The 24,216-nt window shown below is 51.7% G+C and carries 21 protein-coding genes, 1 rRNA gene and 1 riboswitch; of the genes, 20 read left to right on the top strand and 2 right to left on the bottom strand.

Annotation, left to right across the window (positions count from 1 at the left end; translation table 11 throughout):
• The 16 genes from rrf to purF all read left to right on the top strand — a co-directional run.
• A 5S ribosomal RNA gene (gene rrf, locus ACFORK_RS22425) occupies window positions 1-95 on the top strand; the annotation flags it as partial.
• A gap of 260 nt (window positions 96-355) precedes the next feature.
• Complete coding sequence (locus tag ACFORK_RS22430) at window positions 356-1,102, top strand: acyl-[acyl-carrier-protein] thioesterase (protein WP_379203211.1); 747 nt, start codon at window positions 356-358, stop codon at window positions 1,100-1,102.
• Between the two features lie 168 nt (window positions 1,103-1,270).
• On the top strand, window positions 1,271-3,409 hold the full coding sequence (locus ACFORK_RS22435; protein WP_379203213.1) for a DNA topoisomerase III: 2,139 nt from the start codon (window positions 1,271-1,273) through the stop codon (window positions 3,407-3,409).
• 625 nt (window positions 3,410-4,034) lie between these two features.
• On the top strand, window positions 4,035-4,454 hold the full coding sequence (locus ACFORK_RS22440) for a MerR family transcriptional regulator (protein ID WP_379203215.1): 420 nt from the start codon (window positions 4,035-4,037) through the stop codon (window positions 4,452-4,454).
• 305 nt (window positions 4,455-4,759) lie between these two features.
• The gene (locus ACFORK_RS22445; protein WP_379203217.1) at window positions 4,760-5,962 is read left to right on the top strand and encodes an MFS transporter; all 1,203 of its coding nucleotides are present in this window, start codon (window positions 4,760-4,762) and stop codon (window positions 5,960-5,962) included.
• A 113-nt stretch (window positions 5,963-6,075) separates the two neighbouring features.
• Window positions 6,076-7,323 (top strand): MFS transporter, encoded by a 1,248-nt coding sequence (locus ACFORK_RS22450; RefSeq protein WP_379203219.1) that lies wholly within the window; start codon window positions 6,076-6,078, stop codon window positions 7,321-7,323.
• Window positions 7,324-7,486: 163 nt separating this feature from the next.
• The gene (locus ACFORK_RS22455; protein ID WP_379203221.1) at window positions 7,487-7,750 is read left to right on the top strand and encodes a DUF1294 domain-containing protein; all 264 of its coding nucleotides are present in this window, start codon (window positions 7,487-7,489) and stop codon (window positions 7,748-7,750) included.
• 53 nt (window positions 7,751-7,803) lie between these two features.
• A complete protein-coding gene (locus tag ACFORK_RS22460; RefSeq protein ID WP_379203223.1) occupies window positions 7,804-8,238 on the top strand; it encodes a universal stress protein in 435 nt (144 codons plus the stop codon).
• 227 nt (window positions 8,239-8,465) lie between these two features.
• Window positions 8,466-8,567, top strand: a riboswitch (purine riboswitch).
• 222 nt (window positions 8,568-8,789) lie between these two features.
• Window positions 8,790-9,275 carry a 5-(carboxyamino)imidazole ribonucleotide mutase gene (gene purE, locus ACFORK_RS22465; RefSeq protein ID WP_379203225.1) on the top strand — a complete coding sequence of 162 codons (486 nt, stop codon included), beginning with the start codon at window positions 8,790-8,792 and terminating at the stop codon, window positions 9,273-9,275.
• A 266-nt stretch (window positions 9,276-9,541) separates the two neighbouring features.
• Complete coding sequence (gene purK, locus ACFORK_RS22470) at window positions 9,542-10,684, top strand: 5-(carboxyamino)imidazole ribonucleotide synthase (protein ID WP_379203535.1); 1,143 nt, start codon at window positions 9,542-9,544, stop codon at window positions 10,682-10,684.
• Window positions 10,685-10,690: 6 nt separating this feature from the next.
• Entirely contained in the window at window positions 10,691-11,986 is a 1,296-nt protein-coding gene (gene purB / locus ACFORK_RS22475; protein ID WP_379203227.1) for an adenylosuccinate lyase, read from the top strand.
• Window positions 11,987-12,598: 612 nt separating this feature from the next.
• Window positions 12,599-13,489, top strand: coding sequence for a phosphoribosylaminoimidazolesuccinocarboxamide synthase (locus tag ACFORK_RS22480; protein WP_379203229.1), 891 nt, complete (start codon window positions 12,599-12,601; stop codon window positions 13,487-13,489).
• Between the two features lie 46 nt (window positions 13,490-13,535).
• Window positions 13,536-13,781 carry a phosphoribosylformylglycinamidine synthase subunit PurS gene (purS, locus tag ACFORK_RS22485; RefSeq protein ID WP_066379412.1) on the top strand — a complete coding sequence of 82 codons (246 nt, stop codon included), beginning with the start codon at window positions 13,536-13,538 and terminating at the stop codon, window positions 13,779-13,781.
• A gap of 5 nt (window positions 13,782-13,786) precedes the next feature.
• Window positions 13,787-14,476 carry a phosphoribosylformylglycinamidine synthase subunit PurQ gene (purQ, locus tag ACFORK_RS22490; protein ID WP_379203231.1) on the top strand — a complete coding sequence of 230 codons (690 nt, stop codon included), beginning with the start codon at window positions 13,787-13,789 and terminating at the stop codon, window positions 14,474-14,476.
• A complete protein-coding gene (gene purL, locus ACFORK_RS22495; protein ID WP_379203233.1) occupies window positions 14,454-16,700 on the top strand; it encodes a phosphoribosylformylglycinamidine synthase subunit PurL in 2,247 nt (748 codons plus the stop codon). Before purQ ends, purL begins: the two co-directional genes overlap by 23 nt.
• The gene (gene purF, locus ACFORK_RS22500; protein ID WP_379203235.1) at window positions 16,685-18,181 is read left to right on the top strand and encodes an amidophosphoribosyltransferase; all 1,497 of its coding nucleotides are present in this window, start codon (window positions 16,685-16,687) and stop codon (window positions 18,179-18,181) included. The genes purL and purF overlap by 16 nt, the downstream gene beginning before the upstream one ends.
• A gap of 28 nt (window positions 18,182-18,209) precedes the next feature.
• Here purF and ACFORK_RS22505 read toward each other — a convergent pair whose 3' ends face one another.
• A complete protein-coding gene (locus ACFORK_RS22505) occupies window positions 18,210-18,416 on the bottom strand; it encodes a hypothetical protein (RefSeq protein ID WP_379203237.1) in 207 nt (68 codons plus the stop codon).
• 20 nt (window positions 18,417-18,436) lie between these two features.
• Window positions 18,437-18,580: a hypothetical protein gene (locus ACFORK_RS22510; protein WP_379203239.1), complete on the bottom strand. Its 144-nt coding sequence runs from the start codon at window positions 18,578-18,580 to the stop codon at window positions 18,437-18,439.
• 200 nt (window positions 18,581-18,780) lie between these two features.
• Here ACFORK_RS22510 and purM point away from each other — a divergent pair, with 200 nt between their 5' ends.
• The 4 genes from purM to purD all read left to right on the top strand — a co-directional run bounded on the left by purM (window position 18,781) and on the right by purD (window position 23,939).
• Window positions 18,781-19,821, top strand: a complete 1,041-nt coding sequence (gene purM / locus ACFORK_RS22515; RefSeq protein ID WP_379203241.1) for a phosphoribosylformylglycinamidine cyclo-ligase — start codon at window positions 18,781-18,783, stop codon at window positions 19,819-19,821.
• Window positions 19,821-20,438 (top strand): phosphoribosylglycinamide formyltransferase, encoded by a 618-nt coding sequence (purN, locus tag ACFORK_RS22520; RefSeq protein ID WP_379203243.1) that lies wholly within the window; start codon window positions 19,821-19,823, stop codon window positions 20,436-20,438. Before purM ends, purN begins: the two co-directional genes overlap by 1 nt.
• Before the next feature lie 661 nt (window positions 20,439-21,099).
• Window positions 21,100-22,647 carry a bifunctional phosphoribosylaminoimidazolecarboxamide formyltransferase/IMP cyclohydrolase gene (purH, locus tag ACFORK_RS22525; RefSeq protein WP_379203245.1) on the top strand — a complete coding sequence of 516 codons (1,548 nt, stop codon included), beginning with the start codon at window positions 21,100-21,102 and terminating at the stop codon, window positions 22,645-22,647.
• Window positions 22,648-22,673: 26 nt separating this feature from the next.
• Complete coding sequence (gene purD / locus ACFORK_RS22530; RefSeq protein ID WP_379203247.1) at window positions 22,674-23,939, top strand: phosphoribosylamine--glycine ligase; 1,266 nt, start codon at window positions 22,674-22,676, stop codon at window positions 23,937-23,939.
• Window positions 23,940-24,216 lie beyond the last annotated feature (277 nt).

The raw sequence follows: 24,216 nt of genomic DNA on the forward strand, positions 1-24,216 counted from the left end.
TTCCACGCGTACCCATCCCGAACACGACCGTTAAGCCCTCCAGCGCCGATGGTACTTGGACCGAAGGGTCCTGGGAGAGTAGGACGCCGCCAAGCACATGAGTCCTTGTTGAGTAATCAACAAGGACTTTTTTGTTGTCTAAAGTTTTAATTTACAGAAAAATTCACAGATGAGTTTGTGGGTAAATACAGGAAAAGTGTAAACTATTTAAAGTTACCCACATGTGGATAAGGGCTTTTAAGTGTTTTTAAGTACTTTTTAGGTGAGTACTCCCCAGATTATGTGGATAGGCAGTGGGATATGTGGATACCGCCTACAAAACTGATAGATATTTTTACATGAAAGAAGGATACCTATGGATAACTCTAATAAACTTGTGTGGATAGAGAAGCAGGTTGTACATGCTAGCGATACAGATTATCGTTCCAATGCTAAATTGTCCTTTATTCTGGATATGATGCAGCGTGCAGCGGATTCTGCGGTAGGTGGGCTAGGAGTTAGTCTGGAGAAATTGTTAGAGGTAGGAATGGCATGGATGCTAATTACTCTGGACATTGATTTTCAATCCACGCCACGGCCGAATGACACGCTATCTATTCGAACTTGGAGTAAGGGAACCAAAGGCGCTTTGTGGCAGCGGGATTACCGAATTTTTGATAGTAGTGACAATGAGATTGCGAGCGCGCGCTCTATTTGGGCTCTGGTTGATATCGAAAAACGTAAAATTCTCCGGCCTTCGGCACTACCAGTTCCAGTGCAGCACTATGTAGCCGACTCAGTAGGAGAGATGCCGAGCAAAGTGGAGATTCCTGAGGGGTTACTTATGCAGGAAGCTTATCGCTATCAAGTAAGATACAGCGGACTGGACAATAACGGGCACTTGAACAATGCCAAGTACGGTGATTTATGTTGTGATGCGCTGTCTTTGGATGAATGGGATGGAAAAAAGCTGAAACGGTTTAATATCACTTATTCACAAGAGGCGACCTTTGGACAGGAGATAACAATTTCCCGGTCTTCGTTGTCAACTGAAGGAGCGTATGTGCAGGGGATTTCCGGCGATACGATCTTATTCACTGCTTGTTTGATATTTGAAAGATAAGAAAATTGTATATAGTACTCTTTTTTATTAAACGGAGAGATCTAATCTGATATAGACAAGGTCCTTTGTTTTTAGGAAAGATGTATGCCCTTACAGTAAATCAGTCCTGACGTTATTTGCTGTCTTTCATTTAATGCTATAATAATTCCGTATGGAAAGGAGAGAGTTATGAAGGTACTCGTATTGGCGGAAAAGCCGTCTGTGGCGCGGGAGATTGCGCGGGTTATGGGATGTAAGGAGAAGCAGAAGAGTTATATTGAAGGACCTAAATATATAGTCACCTGGGCTTTGGGGCATTTGGTTGGCCTGGCGGAGCCTGAGGATTACAACAATAAATTTGCAACCTGGGCTTTGGAGGATCTGCCGATTCTGCCGGAGAAAGCGAAGCTGAAGGTGCTGCGGGAGACGAGCCAACAGTACAAGGCGGTACAGCATCTGATGAAACGGCAGGATGTCGGAGAGCTGATTGTGGCTACCGATGCTGCGCGTGAGGGTGAGCTGTTGGCGCGTTGGATCATGAACATGGCCGGTTGGAAAAAGCCGTTCCGGCGCCTTTGGATCTCTTCGCAGACAGATAAGGCGATCAAGGAGGGGTTTGCTGCACTGCGGCCGGGCAAGGATTTTGACCGGTTGTATGAATCAGCACGCTGCCGGGCAGAGGCCGACTGGATGATTGGGCTGAACGTAACGCGGGCATTGACCTGCAAGTTCGGCGCACCGCTATCGGCGGGCCGGGTGCAGACACCATCGCTGGGAATGATCATGGATCGGGAAAATGAAATTACCAGCTTCCGCTCGCAGGATTTTGAGACCTTGTCTGCTGATTTTGGGCATTTTCAGGCTAGCTGGCGGGCCAATGGTGGAGATGGACGGATTTTTGATAAAGAGAAGACAAAAACTTTAAGCGAGAAGCTGACCGGACGGAACGGACGGATTACGAAGGTACAAAAAAGTGAAAAGAGTGAGCCGCATCCACTCGCTTATGACCTGACGGAGCTGCAACGCGATGCTAACCGCAAGTTCGGCTTCTCTGCGAAGCAGACATCCAGTGTATTGCAGCGTCTTTATGAACAACATAAGCTGGTGACTTATCCGCGTACGGATAGCCGTTATTTGTCCTCTGATATGACGGGAACACTGAAGGAGCGTCTGGATAGTGTGGCTGTCGGGCCTTACGCGACGTTAGCCCGTCCTCTGCTGCGCAAACCGCTGCCGATCACGAAGCGGATTGTAGATGACAGCAAGGTGAGCGATCACCATGCGATCATTCCTACGGAGCAGACGGTGCTGCTGAATGGCTTAAGCACGGAGGAACGGAAGCTGTACGACCTGATCGTACGGCGCTTCATTAGCTTGTTCTATCCACCGGCTCGCTACGATGCTGTAGCGGTGACTGTACAGGTGGAGGGCGAGAGCTTCCACGTCAAAGGCACCACGGTAAAAGATGCCGGATGGCGTGAGGTTTACGGCGGCGATATGAGTAACGACGACGAGGATGAGCAAGCGGCGGATGAACCAGCCGCGAGCGGTGTAAAGCTCCCCGAGCTGCGCGAGGGCGAGACGGTTACGGTCCGGCGCTGCCTAGTCAAAGCCGGACGGACTCAGCCGCCGAAACGGTATACGGAGGCGTCGCTGCTGACGCAAATGGAGAAGCACGGGCTGGGCACCCCAGCCACACGCGCCGACATTATCGAGAAGCTGGTTAGCTCGGATACGATCGAGCGTCAAGGGAATTCGCTGCATCCGACGGGCAAAGGAAAGCAGCTTATCGGTCTGGTATCACCACAGCTGCGCACACCGGACCTCACTGCTCGCTGGGAAGCAGAGCTGGAGAAGATCGCTCGCGGTCAAGGCCGTCCTGAGCCATTCCTGCAGGGTATCCGCAGCATGGCACAGGAGCTTGTATCTGGCGTAAAGACCAGCTCGGCGGAATACAAGCCGCATAATGTTTCGAACAGTCATTGCCCGGAATGTGGAACAAGACTCTTGGAGAAGAAGAGCAAGCGGGGTAAGATGCTCATCTGCCCGGCAGATAGCTGTGGCTACACCCGTTCGGGAGAGAAGCGCTTATCCAACCGCCGCTGTCCACAGTGCCATAAGAAAATGGAACTGAAAGAAGGCAAGGCAGGACTGTACGTACAATGCCTCGGTTGCGGTATTACAGAGACGATGGATAAAGACCACAAGCATGTCAACAAGCGTGAGCAGCAGAAGCTCGTGCAGCAGTACAGTAAGCAGGAGAGCATCGGCTCCAACCTGGGTGAGCTGTTAAAGGCTGCAATGGAAGGCAAGAAAGGAAACGAGTAGCGAGTAGGGCCGCGTATCTTCAAAAAAAAGGAGCAACGGGGTCAGTAATAGTAGCAAGTAGGGAATTCGCTTGTTTAAAATCTCAGGAGTAGCTAAAGGCCTCACTATAGAGGGCGAGCTGAAGCTTCAGACGTTATAAATATAACGATATGGATCTAACCTTATGAATCGGTAAATCCCTGTTGGGGTATGGTATCAGTCGGTTGACGCTTATTAATTCTTAAGTTCAGCTTATAATAGAAAAAAAGACATTACGAACAAAGCTGATTAGATTAGATCAGAGCAGAAGGAAGAAGAGGCTGGCAATCACTACAAGTAAGAGCTCCTCGCCTCCAATCTTGAAGTACGTTGAAATTCACGCTATTAAGTAAATGTGTTGGGGTCAGAAACACAGCCTAATTTTCATCGAAAAGATAAGAGAAAGATTAGCTGGCTTGGCTCTAAAAATATGAAAGGACTCGGTGTTGGTTGCCGAGTCTTTTTTTGTATCGTGCCGCCATAAGGTACTTATAATAAGGATGAACAAGGCATAAATTTGACGTTAACGTTAACATTATATATAATATAAGAGTAGTCAAAAATAATCATAAAGTAATGACCTAATAGATTGGAGCAGGAGGCTGTTATGAGCTGGTTAAAGATTGAACAGGTCGCGCAGGAGACTGGGCTAACCAAACGAACCATCCGCTATTACGAAGAGATGGGGCTGCTGGCCTCACCGCAGCGGAGCGAAAAGGGAACGCGGCTATACACCGAGGAGGACATTGAGAGTCTCCGTAGGATTATGGATGCGAAGGAAGTACTGGGCATCTCACTGGTGGATTTGCAACAGTTTGTAGCTTTTCATGATTTGCTGGAAAGCTATCGCAGCCATTACAAAGGGAGAGACGAAGTGCCAGGACGGAAGGAAAAGCTGATTGAATTGGAGCAAAAGCTGGGTGAACAGTTAGAAGCTCTGGACCGGAAGCTGGAAAAAATGACATCATTCCGTGCAGAGCTGGAGGATATGAGGAAGCGATCCAGAGATGTTCTGGATCAACTGTAGTCACAGGAGAGTTGAGTCCATACTAGGACAAGATGACATCATTCCGAGCGGAGCTGGAGGATATGAGAAAGCGATCCAGGGATGTTTTGGAGCAACTGTAGTCACAGGAGAGTTGAGTCCATACTAGCTGGAAAAGATGACATCATTCCGAGCGGAGCTGGAGGATATGAGGAAACGATCCTGGGATGTTCTGGAGCAACTGTAGTCACAGGAGAGTTAAGTCCATACTAGCTGGAACAACGATCGATGAGGTCTGGGGATAGTTAGTCTGGACAGCTTGAGATCTAAATTTGGAGGGAAAGAAAATGGGAATAGACTCGGAAGGTTTGCAACGCAATGCCGGACGATTGACTCAGCCACGGGCGGTTTGGGCCGTGGCTTTTGCTTGCGTAATTTCTTTTATGGGACTTGGATTGGTGGACCCGATTTTGCCGGCTATCGGTAAGCAATTGCATGCTACGCCGAGTCAGGTATCACTGCTGTTCTCCAGTTATAATCTGGTGACTGGGATCGCGATGTTGGTTACAGGTTTCATTTCTAGCCGGATCGGGATGAAATGGACGATGATGACGGGAACGGCATTAATAGTCATATTCGCTCTGCTGGGCGGAATGTCGAGCAGCATTGGACAGCTTGTTGGTTTCAGAGCTGGCTGGGGTCTCGGCAATGCGCTGTTCATTGCCACAGCCCTCTCGGCGATTGTAGGCCTGTCGGTGCGCGGTTCAGCTAAGGCGGTTATTTTATATGAAGCGGCTCTGGGGCTAGGGATTTCGGTCGGACCGCTGCTAGGCGGTGAACTCGGTTCAATTTCGTGGCGCGGGCCGTTCTTCGGTGTAGGCGCACTGATGGCAATAGCTTTTATATCCATAGGGCTGCTAATGCCGAAGATTCCAAAACAGAAAAGCCGGGCTTCACTGGCTGATCCTTTTAAGGCGCTTAGACATCCGGGCTTGCTGGTGCTGGCCATTACCGCGTTCTTATACAACTTTGGATTCTTCACACTGATGGCGTACACGCCGTTTGTAATGAATCTGGATGAGCATGGTTTAGGTTATGTGTTCTTCGGCTGGGGCTTGCTGCTGGCCTTCACTTCTGTCTTTGTCGCCCCGCGTCTGCAAAAAAGGTTCGGGTCGATCCGCTCCATGTCTGCTGCTCTACTGCTCTTTGCCCTTACGCTACTGGTCATGGGAATCTGGACCTCTTCACAAATTACGATGATTCTGGCAGTAATCATTGCCGGAGCTTTCCTCGGAACCAATAACACGCTTATTACAACGGCTGTTATGGAGGCGGCACCTGTAGAGCGGTCCACGGCATCGGCTGCGTACAGTTTTGTACGCTTTATCGGCGGTGCATTGGCACCTTGGCTGGCCGGCAAGTTGGCGGAATGGTACAACCCGCATGTTCCTTTTTACATTGGTGCATTATTCGTTGTGGTTGCTATCGGCATAGTTTTGTTGGGACGCAAGTATCTGACACATGTGGATAAGGCTTCTGCCGGACACTGAGAGATTTGTTGTCGATAGAGGTTGACTCGCTCCATCATCTTCCAAACCCGTGAGGGATGTGTTTTACTTAAAGGGCCGAAGACGAACCCTGTGAAATACCAAGCCTTCGGACTATGAAGGATGGAGCAGGTGATGGTATGTCCGATCTGCGACAGGCAGATCAACTTGCATCGGCAGGAACCTCACATCGGGGTCGGAACAGCCGATTTTTCTTTTTGATCATTGTTTATTTCTATTGGTTCTCTTCTTATATCTATGTTCCAATACTTTCACCTTACGTAGAGCATTTGGGTGCTTCCTACATGATGGTTGGCATGGTGCTTGGTGTGTACGGGCTGATGCAGATTTTGTTCCGTCTACCAATGGGCATCGGTTCGGACTATATGAACCGCAGACGACCGTTTATTTATTTGGGACTTATTGCAACAGCGGTGAGCTGTTTGCTGTTCATGTGGGGTGCAGCGCCTGGTTGGGCGCTTGCAGCCCGGGCTGTGTCCGGCATTTCTGCATCGGCATGGGTTGTGTACACGGTGATGTTCACGGGATATTTTTCTAAGGATGAAGCCGGAAAAGCAATGGGCATGCTGCAGTTTACTACAGTGATCGCCCAGCTCACAAGCATGATGATCAGTGGCTATATTGTTGATCACTGGGGCTGGAGTACACCGTTTCTGATCGGTAGCATTGTTGCTATCTTGGCCCTGTTGTTGGCTCTCCGCTTGCCGGAGCAAAGGCTCGAGCGAAGCGAAGGGAGGATGCAGGTCAAGGATTTGGCACTCGTTATTAAGGAGCCGCTGCTAGTCAGGGTATCACTATTGTCGGCTTTGGCCCACTGCGTGCTGTTCATTACGATGTTTGGTTATACGCCGAATCAGGCGTTGAGTATCGGGGCGAGTAAAGAAAGTTTGGGTTGGCTGACACTGGCCTTCATGGTCCCGCATGCGGTAGCCACTCTCTATGGTTCTCGTATGTTCGGAAAGCTACTGGGTGACCGAGGGACATTGTTACTGGGTTTTGTCGGAACTGCTTTGTGTACCTTATTCATCCCATTCATGCCGACGCTTGCCGCCCTATGCATCACTCAAGTGGGCAATGGCTTTATGCAGGGCCTCATTTTTCCGCTGCTGCTAGGTAAGTCGGTCTCGGGTGTTGACCCGGCTAAACGGGCTACGGCTATGGGGTTTTACCAAGCGGTGTATGCTGCAGGAATGTCGGCTGGACCGTTCGTGGCTGGCTGGATGAGCTCGGCGTATGGTCTTGCGGGGGGATTTTGGCTAGGAGCAATTGCTGCTGCCTTGGCGGCGGTGTTGTCCCTGGTATGGATCGAGGGAAAAGTGCCTGCGAAGAAGGTTTTGCGCTGAGAGTGTCAGGCCGGTAGAATGTTAAGAATCTCGAATGCCCAGTTGAACAGTCAGAACAAGATAGCCCGGCCTCGCGGAACATCGGGGGACTATTATTGGTTTTTTGTGAAAAGGGTAATATAATAAGAAGTAGATAGGTTGCAAGGAGGAGGGGCCGGAAAGAATGGTCAAATTGGTCATGCTGTGGTTTGTGGCGATTAATATTATTGGGTACGTGGTCATGTCAGAGGACAAGAACAAAGCCCGGAAAAGACGGGATCGGGTACCTGAAAAGACCCTGTTTCTGCTGGCGGCCATGGGCGGAGCATTAGGTGTGCTGATCGCAATGTACCGCAAGCGCCACAAGACGCGACATATGTCCTTTAGGATCGGAATTCCGCTGCTGCTGCTTCTGAATGCCTTGCTCTACAGCTATTTTCTAAGATGATAGCATTATGAATTTCATGATGGCTATACAAAACAGAAAAAGAGGTGGCGTACATGTTATTCTCTAAAATTTTGCTCGCCTATGACGGTTCTAAGGCTTCCAATCAAGCGTTGGAGCGCGCAATTGAACTGGCCAAGGTCACACCAGGTTCATCCCTGCATGTCGTACACGCATTTGATTTCCCGCGCTTTTTCATCGGGGAAGCTCTTGCGCCTCTGCCAGCTTCGGTGAACAAGGAATATTATGATCTCGCGGTGCAGACGACAGAAGAAGTGAAGGGACGTCTTGAGGCGGAAGGGTTGAATGCAAAGGTAGAGCTGCTGCAGGGTTCGCCTGCGGAGGTCATTCTGAATTATGCCAAGGAGAACGGTGTGGATGTGATTGTCATCGGTAGCCGTGGGCTTGGTGGGATCCGTGAATTCGTTCTGGGAAGTGTCAGCCATAATGTCGTGCAAAGTGCACGCATTCCAGTGCTGGTTGTCAAATAAATCGATTATAGGGGAGGCCGCTAGCGGCATTCCCCTTTTTTGCGTACAAGTAGGTACAGGTTGTCAGGTCCCTAATCCTGAAGGTGGAAGCCTTTGTAAGAAAATAAATCTGTTTTGCAGAACATTAGCCCTTTATTACGAAAGAAAAGATACTCAAAAGCGAACGTTTAAACTTTTGTATTTTACAATGTTCGTGTTTAAGTTGACATGATGTGTAGGGCGTTGTTAAACTAAAGCTATGAACAGCTCGTATAAAGCCGGGGATATGGCCCGGAAGTTTCTACCCGGGAACCGTAAATTACCGGACTACGAGGAGATGTGATGAAGGATAGCCGCAGCAGCACCGGGCCCGTATAACTGGCCGAAGCTGTATGTGCTTTTCCCGCACCGGATGAAATGTCATTCAGGGACAGCGGGACCCGCCCTCATGTATTTCCTTGGCAGTCCGATCCTCCCGCAGCAAAATGCGTCTGGAAATCGGGCTTTTTTTTTCGGAATTATGGGAAACTAATGTGTATCCATCTTATTTTTACGGAAGGCAGGGTCAAATCATGTCTGTGCAAGTCGGTGTCATCATGGGCAGTACATCGGATTGGGAAACGATGGAGCACGCCTGTGCAGTGCTTGAGGAACTGGAAATATCCTATGAGAAAAAGGTAGTGTCCGCGCATCGTACGCCGGACCTGATGTTCCAATATGCTGAGGAAGCGGTGGGGCGTGGCCTCCGCGTCATTATTGCAGGCGCAGGCGGAGCAGCGCATCTGCCAGGGATGGTGGCAGCGAAAACGATACTGCCAGTCATTGGTGTGCCCGTACAATCCAAGGCCTTGAACGGCCTGGATTCGCTGCTCTCGATCGTGCAGATGCCAGGCGGGATTCCGGTGGCGACTGTAGCGATCGGCCGTGCTGGAGCCGTGAATGCGGGCCTCCTGGCCGCGCAAATCATCGGCGCATTCGATCCGCAGGTGCAGGATCGAGTGCAGCTCCGGCGGGATGCTATTACCGCCGGAGTGCTGGAAAGCAGCGACAGCTTATGAGGCCGGAGGCACAGAAGCTGTTGGCTGCGGATGTGGCAGGCGGCGCGGGTAATGGCGCCGCTGCTGCCCATGGGGCGCTGGATACGACAGCGGCCGGTGGGGCTGGTTCGGGGACGGACGGTGGAACAGGGCCGTCCGGATCGACAGCGGCCGGTAGAGATGGTTCGGTAACGGACGCCGGAACGGGGACGTCCGGGGCGGCAACGGCCCGGACACTGCTGCCGGGCTCGACCATCGGCGTGCTCGGCGGCGGCCAGCTTGGCCGCATGCTGGCGCTGGCTGGCAGCGCCATGGGCTACCGCTTTGTGGCGCTAGACCCTGCGCCGGATGCGCCCTGCGGGCAAGTAACGCCGCAGATTACGGCGGCGTACAACGACCGGGACGCGGCGCGTGAGCTGGCGCGCCGCTCCGATGTGATCACGTACGAGTTCGAGAACGTCGACGCAGGCGTAGCCGCGCTGCTGACGGAGGAATCGTACGTGCCACAGGGCAGTGCGCTGCTGTATACGACACAGCACCGACTGCGTGAAAAAGCTGCGATCGAGGCTGCCGGCGTGCCGGTCGCCCCGTACCGCAAGGTGGGCAGCCTGGCCGAGCTTGAGGCCGCGGCTGCCGCACTGGGCCTGCCCTGTGTGCTGAAGACAGCCACAGGGGGCTATGACGGCAAGGGGCAAGCCGTCATCCGCGAGGTGGCCGAGCTCGAAGCGGCGTTCCGGCAGGTAGCGCCGGGAGCCGCAGTGGCTGGAGCGCCCGCCGGTGAAGCGGGCAAATCAACCGAAGCAGCCGTGCCGGAGCTGGTCCTGGAGAAATTCGTTGCTTTTCAGTGCGAAATCTCCGTAGTTGCCGCCCGCAGCGCGTCTGGCGAGGTGAAAAGCTTCCCGCCTGCGGAGAATATCCACGTGAACAACATTCTGCATCTCTCTATTGTGCCTGCAAGGGTATCGGAAGAGATTCAGCGCAGAGCCTGCGAGCTGGCGGAGAGACTGATCACCGGATTGAACGCTGTCGGCCTGCTGGCCGTGGAAATGTTCGTTACGGAGGATGGTGAGCTGTTCGTCAATGAGCTGGCGCCAAGACCGCATAATTCTGGGCATTATACTATGGACGCTTGTGCGACCTCGCAGTTCGAGCAGCATGTGCGGGCGATTACCAATCTGCCGCTGGGAGACACGACGCTACTGACCCCGGTGGTGATGGTCAATGTGCTTGGACAGCACTTGGAAGGTGCGGTAAGTAAGGTTAGCGCTTATGATGAAATAGCCGGCAAGCTGGGGGTTATCCCTAAGCTTCATATATATGGCAAGACAGAGAGCAAAAATGGTCGTAAAATGGGCCATATCAACCTGCTCTGCAAGGACACCGGAGACGGGCTGTCCTGGGTAGAGCAATCTAACCTTTGGAGGAACTGAAAAAATATGATCGAACGTTACAGCAGACCGGAAATGCGGGCCATTTGGACCGAAGAGAATAAATTCGCAGCATGGCTGGAAGTAGAATTGTGCGCATGTGAAGCATGGGCCGAGCTTGGCGTAATCCCACATGAAGATGCGGCGAAGCTGCGTAAGGATGCCAAATTCGATATCGACCGCATTAATGAGATTGAGCTGGAAACCCGCCATGATGTGATTGCTTTTACCCGTGCCGTATCCGAGAGCCTTGGTGCGGAACGCAAATGGGTGCATTACGGCCTGACTTCTACGGATGTCGTTGATACTGCGCTGGGATATCTTTTGCGCCAGGCGAACGAGATACTGGAGAAGGACATTATTAACTTTATTGAAATTCTGAAAGACAAGGCGATTGCCTATAAAGATACACCGATGATGGGCCGTACACATGGTGTTCATGCTGAGCCGACTACTTTTGGTCTCAAAATGGCGCTTTGGTATGAAGAAATGAAACGGAACCTGGAGCGTTTCCGCCGTGCAGCTGATGGTGTGCAGTTTGGTAAAATCTCCGGTGCGGTTGGCACGTATGCCAACATCGACCCGTTTGTAGAAGAGTTCGTCTGTCGCAAGCTGGGCACTAGCCCGGCGCCAATCTCCACACAGACCCTGCAGCGTGATCGTCATGCAGAGTACATGGCTGCGTTGGCATTGGTTGCAACTTCACTCGACAAATTCGCTACTGAAATCCGCGCCCTGCAAAAGAGCGAAATCCGCGAGGTGGAAGAAGCTTTTGCCAAGGGACAAAAAGGCTCGTCGGCAATGCCGCACAAACGCAACCCAATCGGCTGCGAAAATATCTCCGGCCTGTCCCGCGTGATTCGTGGTCATATGGTTACTGCTTACGAGAACGTGCCGCTGTGGCATGAGCGAGATATCTCCCACTCTTCCGTAGAGCGGATCATCCTGCCGGATGCGACGATGTTGCTGAACTACATGCTGAATCGTTTCGGGAACATCGTGAAGAACCTGACTGTCTTCCCAGAAAACATGAAGCGCAACATGAACCGCACCTTTGGCGTACCGTTCTCCGGCCGCATTCTGACGAAGCTGATCGACAAAGGCCTCAGCCGCGAGCAAGCGTACGATACTGTACAACCGCGCGCGATGCAGGCTTGGGAAGAACAGACGCAGTTCCGCGATATCGTGGAAGCTACACCTGAGATCACCAGCGTGCTCAGCCCGGAAGAAATTGAAGATGCCTTCAACCCTTCGTGGCACCTGAAGCATGTAGACACCATTTTCCGCAAGCTGGAGCTGATTTAGTAGATAGAGTGCTACAAGCTTCCATAACGGAGTAGCGGCGGGATGGATGCAGGAATGCATGGTTTATCTGCCAAGTAGTGGTGGCACGGAGAAGTACTATATGGTTTTGCTTGCTAACTAGTGCTGAACAGACGTGGTGCTATATGGTTTTGTCTGCTAAGTAGTCGTAGGACGGCCACCGTGCTACGTGCTTTTAACGGCCACGTAGCACTGGAGCGGCCGCAGCGATTGTGAAGGACGTTAGTATTAGTGCGATTTGCAATTAACGGCAATATTGCACCTTATATCCTGTGTTTAAGGCTAAAAAGGGGAAATAAGAGCATTTTTGTACCTTATTTTTAGGGAAAAGGCCCCTTAGAGGGCAATTTGAAAGATTTAAGGTGCAATAATGCCTTTAATCTGAGGTTGCCCCGGGGTTGGCACTAATTAAGGTACAAAAATGCCGTTATTTACGCGTAGAACCTGCTTTGATTACCGATATGATATAGGCCGTAAATGGTGAATACCGTAAACACCGCTCTCAAGAAGCAACGTAGCAGGAGATACTCTTTTCGCAAAAGTTACAGGTTTCGCAAGTTATAGAAGATCATTCGTTCATAGGGAGGAAAGATCATGACATCACCGGCCATATCCACAGCTGTGGAACTCATTGATGCGCCGCTGCTCTATAAAGGGAAGGTTCGTGAGCTGTACGATTTGGGGGATAACGTATTGATCGTCGTCACAGATCGCATCTCCGCGTTCGACTATGTGCTCGATCCGGCGGTGCCGGAGAAAGGCAATGTGCTTAACCGGCTGAGTGCTTTCTGGTTCGGCCAGACGAAGAACTTGATCGAGAATCATGTGGTGCATATCGATGTGGATCAGCTTGGCGGGATCGTCAAGGATCGGGAAGCTTTGCGCAACCGTGTTATGGTGGCCCGCAAGGCGGAGCGTATCGACATCGAATGCGTCGTTCGGGGCTGCATCACCGGCGGTGGCTGGAGGCAGTATCAGGAGACCGGCAAGGTCAATGGTATTGAGCTTCCTACAGGCCTGCGCAAGAATGCGCTGCTGGCGGAGCCGATTTTTACCCCGGCGGCTAAAAACGATGTCGGTCACGACGAGGATATTCCCTTCGAGAAGATGCAAGAATTGATTGGAGCGGAGCTGGCGCTTGAGCTGAAGGAGAAAAGCCTGAAGCTGTTCGCTTTTGCCAGAGAATACTGCGCCGAACGGGGCATCATTCTCGCAGATTGCAAATTCGAGTTCGGTCTGCTGGACGGCAAGGTGATTCTGATCGACGAGATTTTCACACCGGATGCTTCACGCTTCTGGGCTAAGGACAATTACGCACTTGATATTGAGATTGATAGCATGGATAAGGAGCCGGTACGGTCGTACCTCGCTGCCTCTTCCTGGGATAAGAATAGCAAGCCTGATCCGCTTCCAAATGAAGTGGTGGAGGAAACCACCCGCCGTTATCTGGATATTTATCATCGTCTTACCGGCAAGTCTCTATAGATGCTCTACGGTATGCCCACAAACTTTTAGGAGGAACTACAAGCGTATGTTAAAAGCAACGGTCTATGTCACCATCAAGAAAAGTGTGCTCGATCCCCAAGGGGTAGCAGTTCAGGGTGCACTGCACTCAGTTGGCTTTCAGGAAGTAGAAAGTTTGCGTATCGGTAAATATATGGAGCTGACCTTGGATACGAATGACCGCGCTGAAGCGGAAGTACGCCTTAAAGATATGTGTGAAAAGCTGCTGGCCAACACGGTGATCGAGGATTACCGCTACGAATTGGAGGACTAAAAGTCATGAAATTTGCGGTACTTGTCTTTCCGGGCTCCAATTGTGATATCGACTGCTATAAAGCGGTAGAAGAAGGCCTCGGCGAACCAGTTGATTATGTGTGGCATACGGCGACAGACTTGTCGGCCTATGATTGTATTCTCGTTCCAGGCGGCTTCTCCTATGGAGATTATCTGCGCTGCGGCGCTATTTCCAGATTTGCTCCTGTAATGGCTGAAGTGGCCAAAGCAGCAGAGCAAGGCAAATTCGTCCTAGGTATCTGCAATGGATTCCAGATTCTTACTGAAGCTGGACTATTGCCGGGCGCACTGCTTCGCAACGAGTCGATGAAGTTCCGCTGTCATGATACGGTGCTTAAGGTGGTTAACAATGGGACACCATTTACCGTGGATTATGCCGAAGGCGAAGAGATCGTTGTTCCTATCGCGCATGGCGAAGGCAACTATTACTGTGACGAAGAGACACTTGAGCAATTGAAAGCTAATGATCAGATCGTATTCACATACAGCGACAATCCTAACGGTTCCGTGGCTGATATTGCAGGTGTTAGCAATATAGCAGGCAACGTGGTTGGCATGATGCCTCACCCTGAGCGTGCAGTCAACAGCCTGCTTGGCTCGGAAGACGGTAAACGGATGTTCACATCAATCTTGAAGACCTGGAGGGATCGTCATGGCGCAGCAAGTATCCGCTAAGGAACCGACCGCAGAACAGATCAAAGAGCAGAAAATTTACAGTCAATTCGGCGTGTCGGACAGCGAGTATGAGCTGATTACGTCCTTCATGGGCCGTTTGCCGAACTACACAGAAATCGGTGTATTCAGCGTAATGTGGTCCGAGCACTGTGCGTACAAGAACTCCAAACCGCTGCTCCGTCGTTTTCCGGTGACTGGACCACGTGTCCTGATGGGACCGGGCGAAGGCGCGGGTATCGTGGATATCGGTGACAATCAAGCGGTTGTTTTCAAAATCGAAAGTCACAACCACCCTTCGGCAGTAGAACCTTACCAAGGCGCGGCAACAGGTGTGGGTGGTATCATTCGTGATATTTTCTCGATGGGTGCAAGACCGGTGGCGCTAATGAACTCCCTGCGTTTCGGGAAGCTTGAAAGTGACCGGGTAAAGTATTTGTTCGAGCATGTAGTATCCGGAATTGCAGGCTATGGTAACTGTATCGGCATTCCGACTGTCGGCGGCGAAATTATGTTCGACGACAGCTACGATGGCAATCCACTCGTCAATGCGATGTGTGTGGGCTTGATCGATCATGATAAAATCCAGCGCGGTGTCGCTAAAGGTGTGGGCAACCCTGTCTTTTATGTAGGTCCTCCTACAGGTCGGGATGGCATTCATGGTGCAACCTTCGCTTCCGTCGAACTGAGTGAGGAATCCGAAGCTAAACGTACAGCCGTACAAGTAGGCGATCCGTTCATGGAGAAGCTGGTTATGGAATCCTGTCTGGAGCTGATCGACAGCGGCATTGTGCTCGGTATTCAGGATATGGGTGCGGCCGGTCTGACCTGCTCTAGTGCGGAAATGGCAAGTAAAGCGGGCAATGGACTGGAATTGTACTTGGATCAGGTGCCACAGCGCGAGGAAGGCATGACGCCTTATGAAATGATGCTGTCCGAATCCCAAGAGCGGATGCTGTTTGTAGTTGAACCTAAGGATGAGGCGCAGGCCCAGGAGATTTTTGACCGTTGGGGCGTAATCTGCCGCAAAGTAGGTAAGGTTACGGATGATGGACGACTGAAGCTGTTCCATCACGGCGAAGTGGTTGGCGATATGCCGGTAACGGCGCTAGTAGATGAGTGCCCGGTGTATGACAAGCCGTCTGCAGTTCCTGCTTATTATGAAGAGAATGCTTCTGTAGATACATTGCGTTATGAAGAAGTGACTGATCTTGGTGGTGCACTGCGCAAGGTGCTGGGATCGCCAACTGTAGCAAGCAAAGCTTGGGTTTACAACCAATACGACTACATGGTACGGACTAGCACTGCGGTTCGTCCGGGTTCGGATGCGGCAGTAGTTACGATTCAAGGAACACGCAAAGGTCTGGCGATGACAACGGACTGTAACGGTCGTTATGTCTATCTGGATCCTGAAGTAGGCGGACGGATTGCTGTCAGCGAAGCAGCACGTAACATTGTCTGCTCTGGGGCGGAGCCGCTGGCGATTACAGACAACTTGAACTTTGGTAGTCCCGAGAAACCGGATATTTTCTGGCAAATGGAACGTGCGGTTGATGGTATGGCTGAAGCTTGCCGTGTGCTGGATACGCCAGTTATCGGCGGAAACGTCAGCTTGTACAACGAAAATGCTTCCGGTGCGATCTATCCGACACCTGTTGTTGGTATGGTGGGTCTCGTTAGCGATACTGACCATATTACGACTCAAGCGTTCAAGCAGGAAGGCGATGCGATCTTGCTGCTCGGTACGACCAAAGCAGAGCTTGGCGGTAGTGAGTTCCAATATGCGGTGCACGGTGTAACTGAAGGCCGTCCGCCGGAGCTGGATCTTGCGGTTGAGCGGAAACTGCTTGATGGTGTACTTGGCGCTATTCGCGGCGGGTTAGTACGTTCAGCGCATGACCTATCCGAAGGTGGCTTGGCTGCGGCGCTGGCTGAGAGCTGTATCAGCGGTGGCATCGGTGCCAACGTGAACCTGTCTGCGAATGGACTTCGCCGTGATGTGGCGTTGTTCAGTGAGAGCCAATCGCGGATTATTTTGACAGCAGCACCGGATCGGGCCGAAGAACTGAAAGCTGCGATTGCTGCGGCTGGAGTTCCTGTGGAAGTTATCGGAACCGTTGGCGGAGACAGATTGCGTGTGAACTTGGACGACGCAGCCGCGCTTGATGAGCAGGTATCTGCGCTGAAGTCCGTTTGGGAGGATGCCATTCCATGTCTTATGAAATAAAGACCGGGAAAGAGCAGACGGAACCTATTCTGTGGACCGGCGACTTTTACAATGAAGGAACGGGCTCGGGAGATATTTTTGATACGTTAAAAGAAGAATGCGGTGTGTTCGGGGTCTTCGGACACCCGGAAGCCGCATCCATGTCCTATTACGGTCTGCATGCCTTGCAGCACCGTGGGGAAGAGAGCGCAGGTATCTGCGTGGCAGATGGACGCGATTTTAACTACCACCGCGGCATGGGGCTGGTTAAGGAAGTATTTGATAAGGACAGAATTGCCTCACTGGTCGGCGACATGTCCATCGGGCATGTCCGTTATTCCACCAGCGGCGACAGCCGATTGACCAACGCGCAGCCGCTTGTGTTCAAGTACCGTGATGGTGATCTGGCGATTGCTACGAACGGTAACATTGTGAATGAGCCATTAATTCGGCGTCAGTTGGAGCAAAGCGGCTCGATCTTCCAGACCACAAGCGATACAGAAGTGCTAGCACATTTGATTGCGCGTTCGCCGAAGGATTTTGTCGAAGCGGCTAAGGATGCTTTGGAGCAACTTGTCGGTGGGTTTGCTTTTCTACTGATGACCAATGACAAGCTCTTGGTGGCTTCCGATTCGCACGGCTTGCGTCCGCTGGTCATGGGACGTGTTGGTGAAGCTTATGTGTTCGCTTCTGAATCCTGTGCCCTGGAAACCATTGGTGCAGAGTTCGTACGTGATATTGAGCCGGGAGAACTGCTCGTACTTGATAAAGACGGTCTCCGCGAAGATCGCTTCACTGAGCCGAAGCGTAAGGCATTGTGCGCGATGGAGTACATTTACTTTGCGCGCCCAGATAGCGATCTGAACGGCTCGAACCTGCACGCCGCCCGTAAGCGGATGGGCAGTCGGATGGCGCTGGAAGCTTTCGTCGATGCGGATATCGTCACCGGCGTGCCGGATTCCAGTATCTCAGCAGCTATTGGCTATGCCGAGCAGACGGGGATCCCGTATGAACTTGGACTGATCAAGAACAAGTATACTGGCCGCACGTTCATCCAGCCGAGTCAGGAATTGCGTGAGCAAGGCGTCAAGATGAAGCTAAGCGCCGTACGCCGTGTCGTAGAAGGCCAGAGAGTCGTCATGATCGACGATTCCATCGTGCGCGGTACGACCTCGCGCCGTATCGTCAATCTGCTGCGCGAAGCCGGAGCGGTTGAAGTACACGTGCGGATTACTTCGCCGCCATTCAAGAATCCTTGCTTCTACGGCATTGATACGCCTGACCGCCGAGAGCTCATCGCGTCGTATAAGACGATTGAGGAAATGTGTGAGGAGATTAACGCGGATTCCCTCGCGTTCCTCTCACCAGAAGGGCTGATCAGTTCTATCGGCGGATATAACAGTAATGACTATAAAGGCGGGCTTTGCCTGTCTTGCTTCGATAATGATTACCCAACGCAGGTGGATTTCGGTGGGGAAGAGAAGGATGGGTGCTCCTGCTAGGGTTGTCCATCCCCCTAAATCCCCCTTGCTAAGGGGGACCCCGGAGGGCGCTGCCCTCCGGCCACCCGAAAGCTTGGCGGTAGGTGTTTGGTTTTAACTTGCTAAGGGTGCTGGGGTGCGGCTGCCCGCATTGTCCCTGTTTGCCTCCGGCAAATACGGGACAAGCTCTACGGCGTTCCGCCCCCTGGCGGCATGCTGCACGCCGGGCAACGGCTGGCGCTTGGCTTCGTTCCAAGCGCCGACTGGCGAGAAAAGCTAGCCCCTGTTTGCTGCGCAAATGCGGCTTGCGCTTTTCTCGCCTAGTGAGGTGCTTGGCTTGGCCAAAGCACCGAACCCTTGCTGCTGTGCAAGGTGCGTACTGCGGCTTGCGGCAGGGTTGTATGGTGGTTTGGAAGTCATGGAGAGGAATTTTGGAGCTGTAGAAGCGTAGCGTTCGCCTTTATGATTGGATTTCTACCGAGGATAGCGGTTTAAATCAGGAAATCCAATCATAACAGCGATCGGAAGTCCAAACATTCATCGTAATGACGTCTGAAAACCACCTCCTTCCCTGCCGCCCCGCAAACGCACACTAAACTATAAAGATGAGGTGTCCAATAGTGTCGGAAGCTTACAAGAACGCCGGAGTGGATATTGCGGCTGGCAATGAAGCGGTAGAACGCATGAAAAAGCACGTAAAACGCACGTTCCGTCCCGAGGTCATGACTGAGCTGGGCGGATTTGGCGCGCTTTTCGGCCTCAATAAGGATAAATATGAGGAGCCTGTGCTGGTCTCGGGAACAGATGGCGTAGGCACGAAGCTGAAAATCGCGTTCGCGGCGGATCGCCATGACACCATTGGCATTGATGCAGTGGCCATGTGTGTGAACGATATTGTGGTACAAGGCGCAGAGCCACTGTTCTTCCTCGATTATCTAGCCTGCGACAAAGTAGTGCCGGAGAAGATTGAAGCTATCGTGGCAGGTATCGCAGAGGGCTGTCATCAAGCAGGCTGTGCCCTGATTGGCGGCGAGACAGCGGAAATGCCAGGCATGTACTCGGCTGGCGAGTACGATATCGCAGGCTTTACAGTTGGTATTGCCGACAAAGCCAAACTGGTTACCGGAGCAACCATTGCACCAGGGGATACAGTTATTGGACTAGCTTCGAGCGGAGTGCACAGCAACGGCTTTTCACTCGTACGCAAGCTTTTGTTGGAAGAAGACGGATATGCTCTGAATGAGACAGTTGATGAGCTGGGAGCACCGCTTGTAGATGTGTTGCTGGCACCGACCAAAATCTATGTGAAGCCTTTGTTGTCGCTGCTCGAGCAGCTTCCAGTGAAAGGGATGGCGCATATTACTGGCGGTGGATTCATCGAGAACATTCCGCGTGTGCTGCCGGACGGTGTGAATGTGGAGATCAACTACGGTTCGTGGCCGATTCTGCCAATCTTTAACCTGCTGCAAAGCAAAGGCGACGTAACCAATCGCGATATGTTCACCACATTTAACATGGGCATTGGTCTGGTTCTGGTCGTTGACTCTGCGAATGGCGAGCGGGCACTTGAGTTGCTCAAAGCAAGCGGCGAAGAGGCTTATATTATCGGTACTGTGACCGAAGGTGAGCGCATCGTTACCTTTACGGGGGCTGAAGTATAATGCAATTGAACCGGATCGCCGTGTTTGCTTCAGGTCAGGGCAGCAACTTTGCTGCGCTGGCTGAAGCACAAAAGGCAGGCAAACTGGGGGCAGGGAGTATTGAACTGCTTGTCTCCGACAAGCCGGAATCAGGGGCGGCACAGCGGGCAGAGGAGGCGGGTATTCCGACACTGCTGCTTCGTCCGAAGGATTTTGCCAGCCGGGAGCTATATGAAGCAGAAATTGTGGCCGAACTTCAGCGCCGGGATATCGGGCTGATTGTGCTGGCCGGATATATGCGGCTTATTACACCCGTTCTGCTTACGCCATACGCAGAGCGGATTATCAATATTCATCCTTCGCTGTTGCCGTCATTTGCCGGAATAAATGCGATTGGTCAGGCACTGGATTATGGTGTAAAGCTGACAGGTGTGACGGTGCATTTTGTCGATGGTGGCATGGATACAGGCCCGGTTATTGCCCAGCGAACGGTCGCTGTGGAGGATAACGATACGGCCGAGACGCTCGCTGAGCGGATTCATCAGGTAGAACACGGATTGTATGCCGATGTGGTCGGTGCTTTTGCCGATGGTCGAATTGAACTGTTGGGCAGAAAAGTAACGGTCCGCGAAAAGTGAGTTGCTTAGGCATGTAGTAGTTGCTACTTAGGTTGAACTGGAAAGTAACATAGTGGAAAAAGGGTTGGCGAGTAGCGACATAATTGATAGGAATTTGGAGACAACAGTGAAGAAATGGGAACATTCCCGCACCGCCGATTACTCCATTATGCAAACCCTTAGCTCAACCTGAAATTACGACACCAAGCAACATATCGAGCTTACACCGGCATTGTATGATATTTCTCGGGAAATATTGCACAAACTGCGAGTGATGTCGCATGGTGAGGGATGTAGGCCGATGGTTTAACAGGAATTTCTCCCGTTAATGTGCCTCATTTCCGTGCTTTGGACGATTTAAATGGAAAAACTCCAGTTAATCGGCCTGTTTGGACAGGTTTTGATGAAATCGGACGAAATAACAGGATATTTTCCCGATAAATTGTTCAAAAAGGTGTGAATGGCTAAATTAACAGGAAGAAATCCTGTTAATTGGCAGGGGGCAGATTCTAGTGGGCCGCTAGTGCAGCAATAAACCGGCAGCTTAACATTTTCCATCAAGACAGCTATTCTCAGGTATTCAGATTCACTTCGTTTAGATTGAGGTCCCTTATTTTTTAGTTTATCTTGGCTATTACGGCTTTATAAATTGCACGGAACATCCGGAGGAGGACTATTCAAAGTGAGTATCAAAAGAGCGCTGGTTAGCGTATCGGATAAACAGGGTATCGTGGATTTTTGCCGCGAGTTGTCTGCATTGGGCGTAGAAATCATCTCCACAGGTGGAACTAGCACACTTCTGGCTAAAGAAGGTGTGCCGGTCATCGGCATCTCCGATGTGACAGGGTTCCCCGAAATTATGGACGGACGTGTCAAAACACTTCATCCAGCTGTACACAGCGGCTTGCTAGCTGTTCGTGACAATGAAGAGCACACACGGCAAATGCGTGAGCTTGGTCTGGATTACATCGACCTCGTCGTGGTCAATCTGTATCCGTTCGCGGAGACGATTGCCAAGCCGGATGTTACTTATGAAGATGCAATCGAGAACATTGATATCGGCGGACCAACGATGCTGCGTTCTGCGGCGAAGAACCATGCTTTTGTGAGTGTGGTTGTGGATGCCAGTGACTACGCAGCCGTGCTTGAAGAGGTTCGTGCAGGTGGAGATACGACGCTCGAGACTCGCAAACGTCTTGCGGCAAAAGTGTTCCGTCATACGGCGGCTTATGATGCCCTGATTTCCGATTATTTGTCAAATGTAACCGGTGATCCGCTGCCGGAGCGCTACACGGTAACTTACGAGAAGATCCAGGATCTGCGTTATGGCGAGAATCCGCATCAGAAGGCTGCTTTCTACCGCAAGCCATTGGCTCCGCTGGATACGCTGACAGCGGCCGAGCAACTGCACGGCAAAGAGCTGTCCTACAATAACATCAACGATGCCAACGCTGCCCTGCAAATCGTCAAGGAATTTGAAGAGCCGGCTGTCGTGGCGGTTAAGCATATGAACCCTTGCGGAGTGGGCGTAGGGGAGAGCGTATATGAGGCTTATCAAAAAGCCTACAACGCTGATCCGACCTCCATTTTTGGCGGGATTGTTGCTGCTAACCGGATCATTGATGCGGATACAGCGAATCTGCTGAAGGATATCTTCCTGGAGATTATTTTGGCGCCGGGCTTCACGGATGAAGCGCTCGAAATTCTGACCAAGAAGAAGAATATCCGCCTGCTTAAAATCGGCAATCTCAGTGCGGCAGCTGCGCGCAAGAGCAGCTTTGTGGTGACCTCCATTGACGGTGGTATGGTGGTTCAAGAGAGCGACGTGCACTCCATTAACCCGGATGATCTGCAAATCGTTACGGATCGCAAGCCTACAGAAGAAGAACTGAAGCAATTGCTGTTCGGCTGGAAAGTCGTTAAGCATGTGAAATCCAACGCCATCGTGCTGGCGGCTGATGATATGACGGTCGGCGTAGGCGCAGGTCAAATGAACCGTGTTGGCGCAGCGAAGATCGCGATTGAGCAAGCTGGAGAGAAAGCCAAAGGCGCTATTTTGGCTTCCGATGCCTTTTTCCCAATGGGAGATACCCTGGAAATCGCAGCAAAAGCAGGAATTACGGCGGTTATTCAGCCGGGCGGCTCCATCAAGGACGAAGAGTCCATCAAGGTTGCCAATGAGTATGGCATCGCTATGGTCTTCACCGGCGTACGTCACTTCAAACACTAGAGCTGGCTTGGGAGGATTTCATTGTTATGGATATTTTAGTGGTTGGCGGCGGCGGCCGTGAGCATGCGATTATATGGAGCCTGTCCAAGAGCCCGCGCGTCGGAAAAATCTACTGTGCACCCGGCAACGCCGGGATTGCGCAGTTGGCGGAATGCGTGCCGATCGGTGTATTTGAGTTCGACCAGCTGACGGCTTTTGCGAAGGAGCGGGAGATCGGTCTGGTTGTCATCGGACCGGATGATCCGCTGGCTGGCGGGATTGTCGACGCTTTTGAAGCAGAAGGCATCCCAGTCTTCGGTCCGCGCCGTAATGCGGCGGAAATTGAAGGCAGCAAAACCTTCATGAAGGATCTGCTGCAAAAGTACAATATTCCGACAGCGGCTTATGCAAAATTTGATAATTATGAAGCAGCTTCTGCTTATCTGCAAGAGCAGCCACTGCCGATTGTTATCAAGGCGGACGGTCTGGCAGCGGGCAAAGGTGTGACTGTAGCCTACTCCAGAGAAGAAGCGGATAAGGCGCTGGCAGATATTATGGTCAGCAAAGTATTTGGCGAAGCGGGAGCACAGGTTGTCATCGAGGAATTCCTGGCTGGGCAAGAGATGTCAATTCTGGCCTTTGTGGATGGAGAGACGGTGCGGCCAATGGCTGCGGCTCAGGACCACAAGCCAGTATTCGACGGTGACAAAGGTCCTAATACGGGTGGTATGGGGACCTATTCCCCGCTGCCGCATATTGACGAAGCCATTATCCGCGAAGCTGTGGAGACAATCATTGAGCCTACGGCCAAAGCCATGGTAGCGGAAGGGCGTTCCTTCACTGGGGTGCTGTTCGCAGGGCTGATGATTTCGCCGGATGGCAAGCCGAAGACGATTGAGTTCAATGCTCGTTTTGGCGATCCAGAGACCCAGGTGGTTCTGCCAAGACTAAAGAGTGATTTGCTCGAAATCTTTTTGGCCGTGGTGGAAGGCCGTCTGGCAGACATAGAGATTGAGTGGAGCGAGGAAGCGGCTGTGTGCGTAGTGCTGGCTTCAGGTGGCTACCCGGGCTCTTATCCGAAGGGCGAAGTGATCTCTGGTTTGGAAGAGGACGGGAAAGGGCTGGTCTTCCATGCCGGAACGGCTCGTGGCGAGGATGGAAGCTGGTTGACGAATGGCGGACGTGTCCTGGGCGTCGTAGGACTGGGAGCGGATATTCGCGAGGCCCGTGAAGCGGCTTATGCCCGTGCCGAAGCGATACATTTTCCCGGAAAGCAAAATCGCAGCGACATTGCGATGAAGGCGCTCCTCTAAGGAAATAGGACTGTATCTAGCATTTTTTACGCTATAAGTCCTAAAAAAGGACTGACAAGTGATAGAAGAAGTGCTATAATACAACACGTACGGGGGAAAATGTGCGGATATATACAGATAAAGGCCTTTCCGATCATGGAAAGGCCTTTTTAAACATCAGAGCATGCGGACTTATTACCTGGCTTAAGGCCAATGACTTGAAATCGTATCTTTCAGAACATATGATAAGAAATGGTTCATACCGGGGAAAGATAGGTATCAGAGCATGCCGAAGTTA

This window comes from Paenibacillus sp. GCM10012306, assembly GCF_042649265.1.
In the GTDB taxonomy this organism is placed as follows: Bacteria; Bacillota; Bacilli; order Paenibacillales; family Paenibacillaceae; genus Paenibacillus_AQ.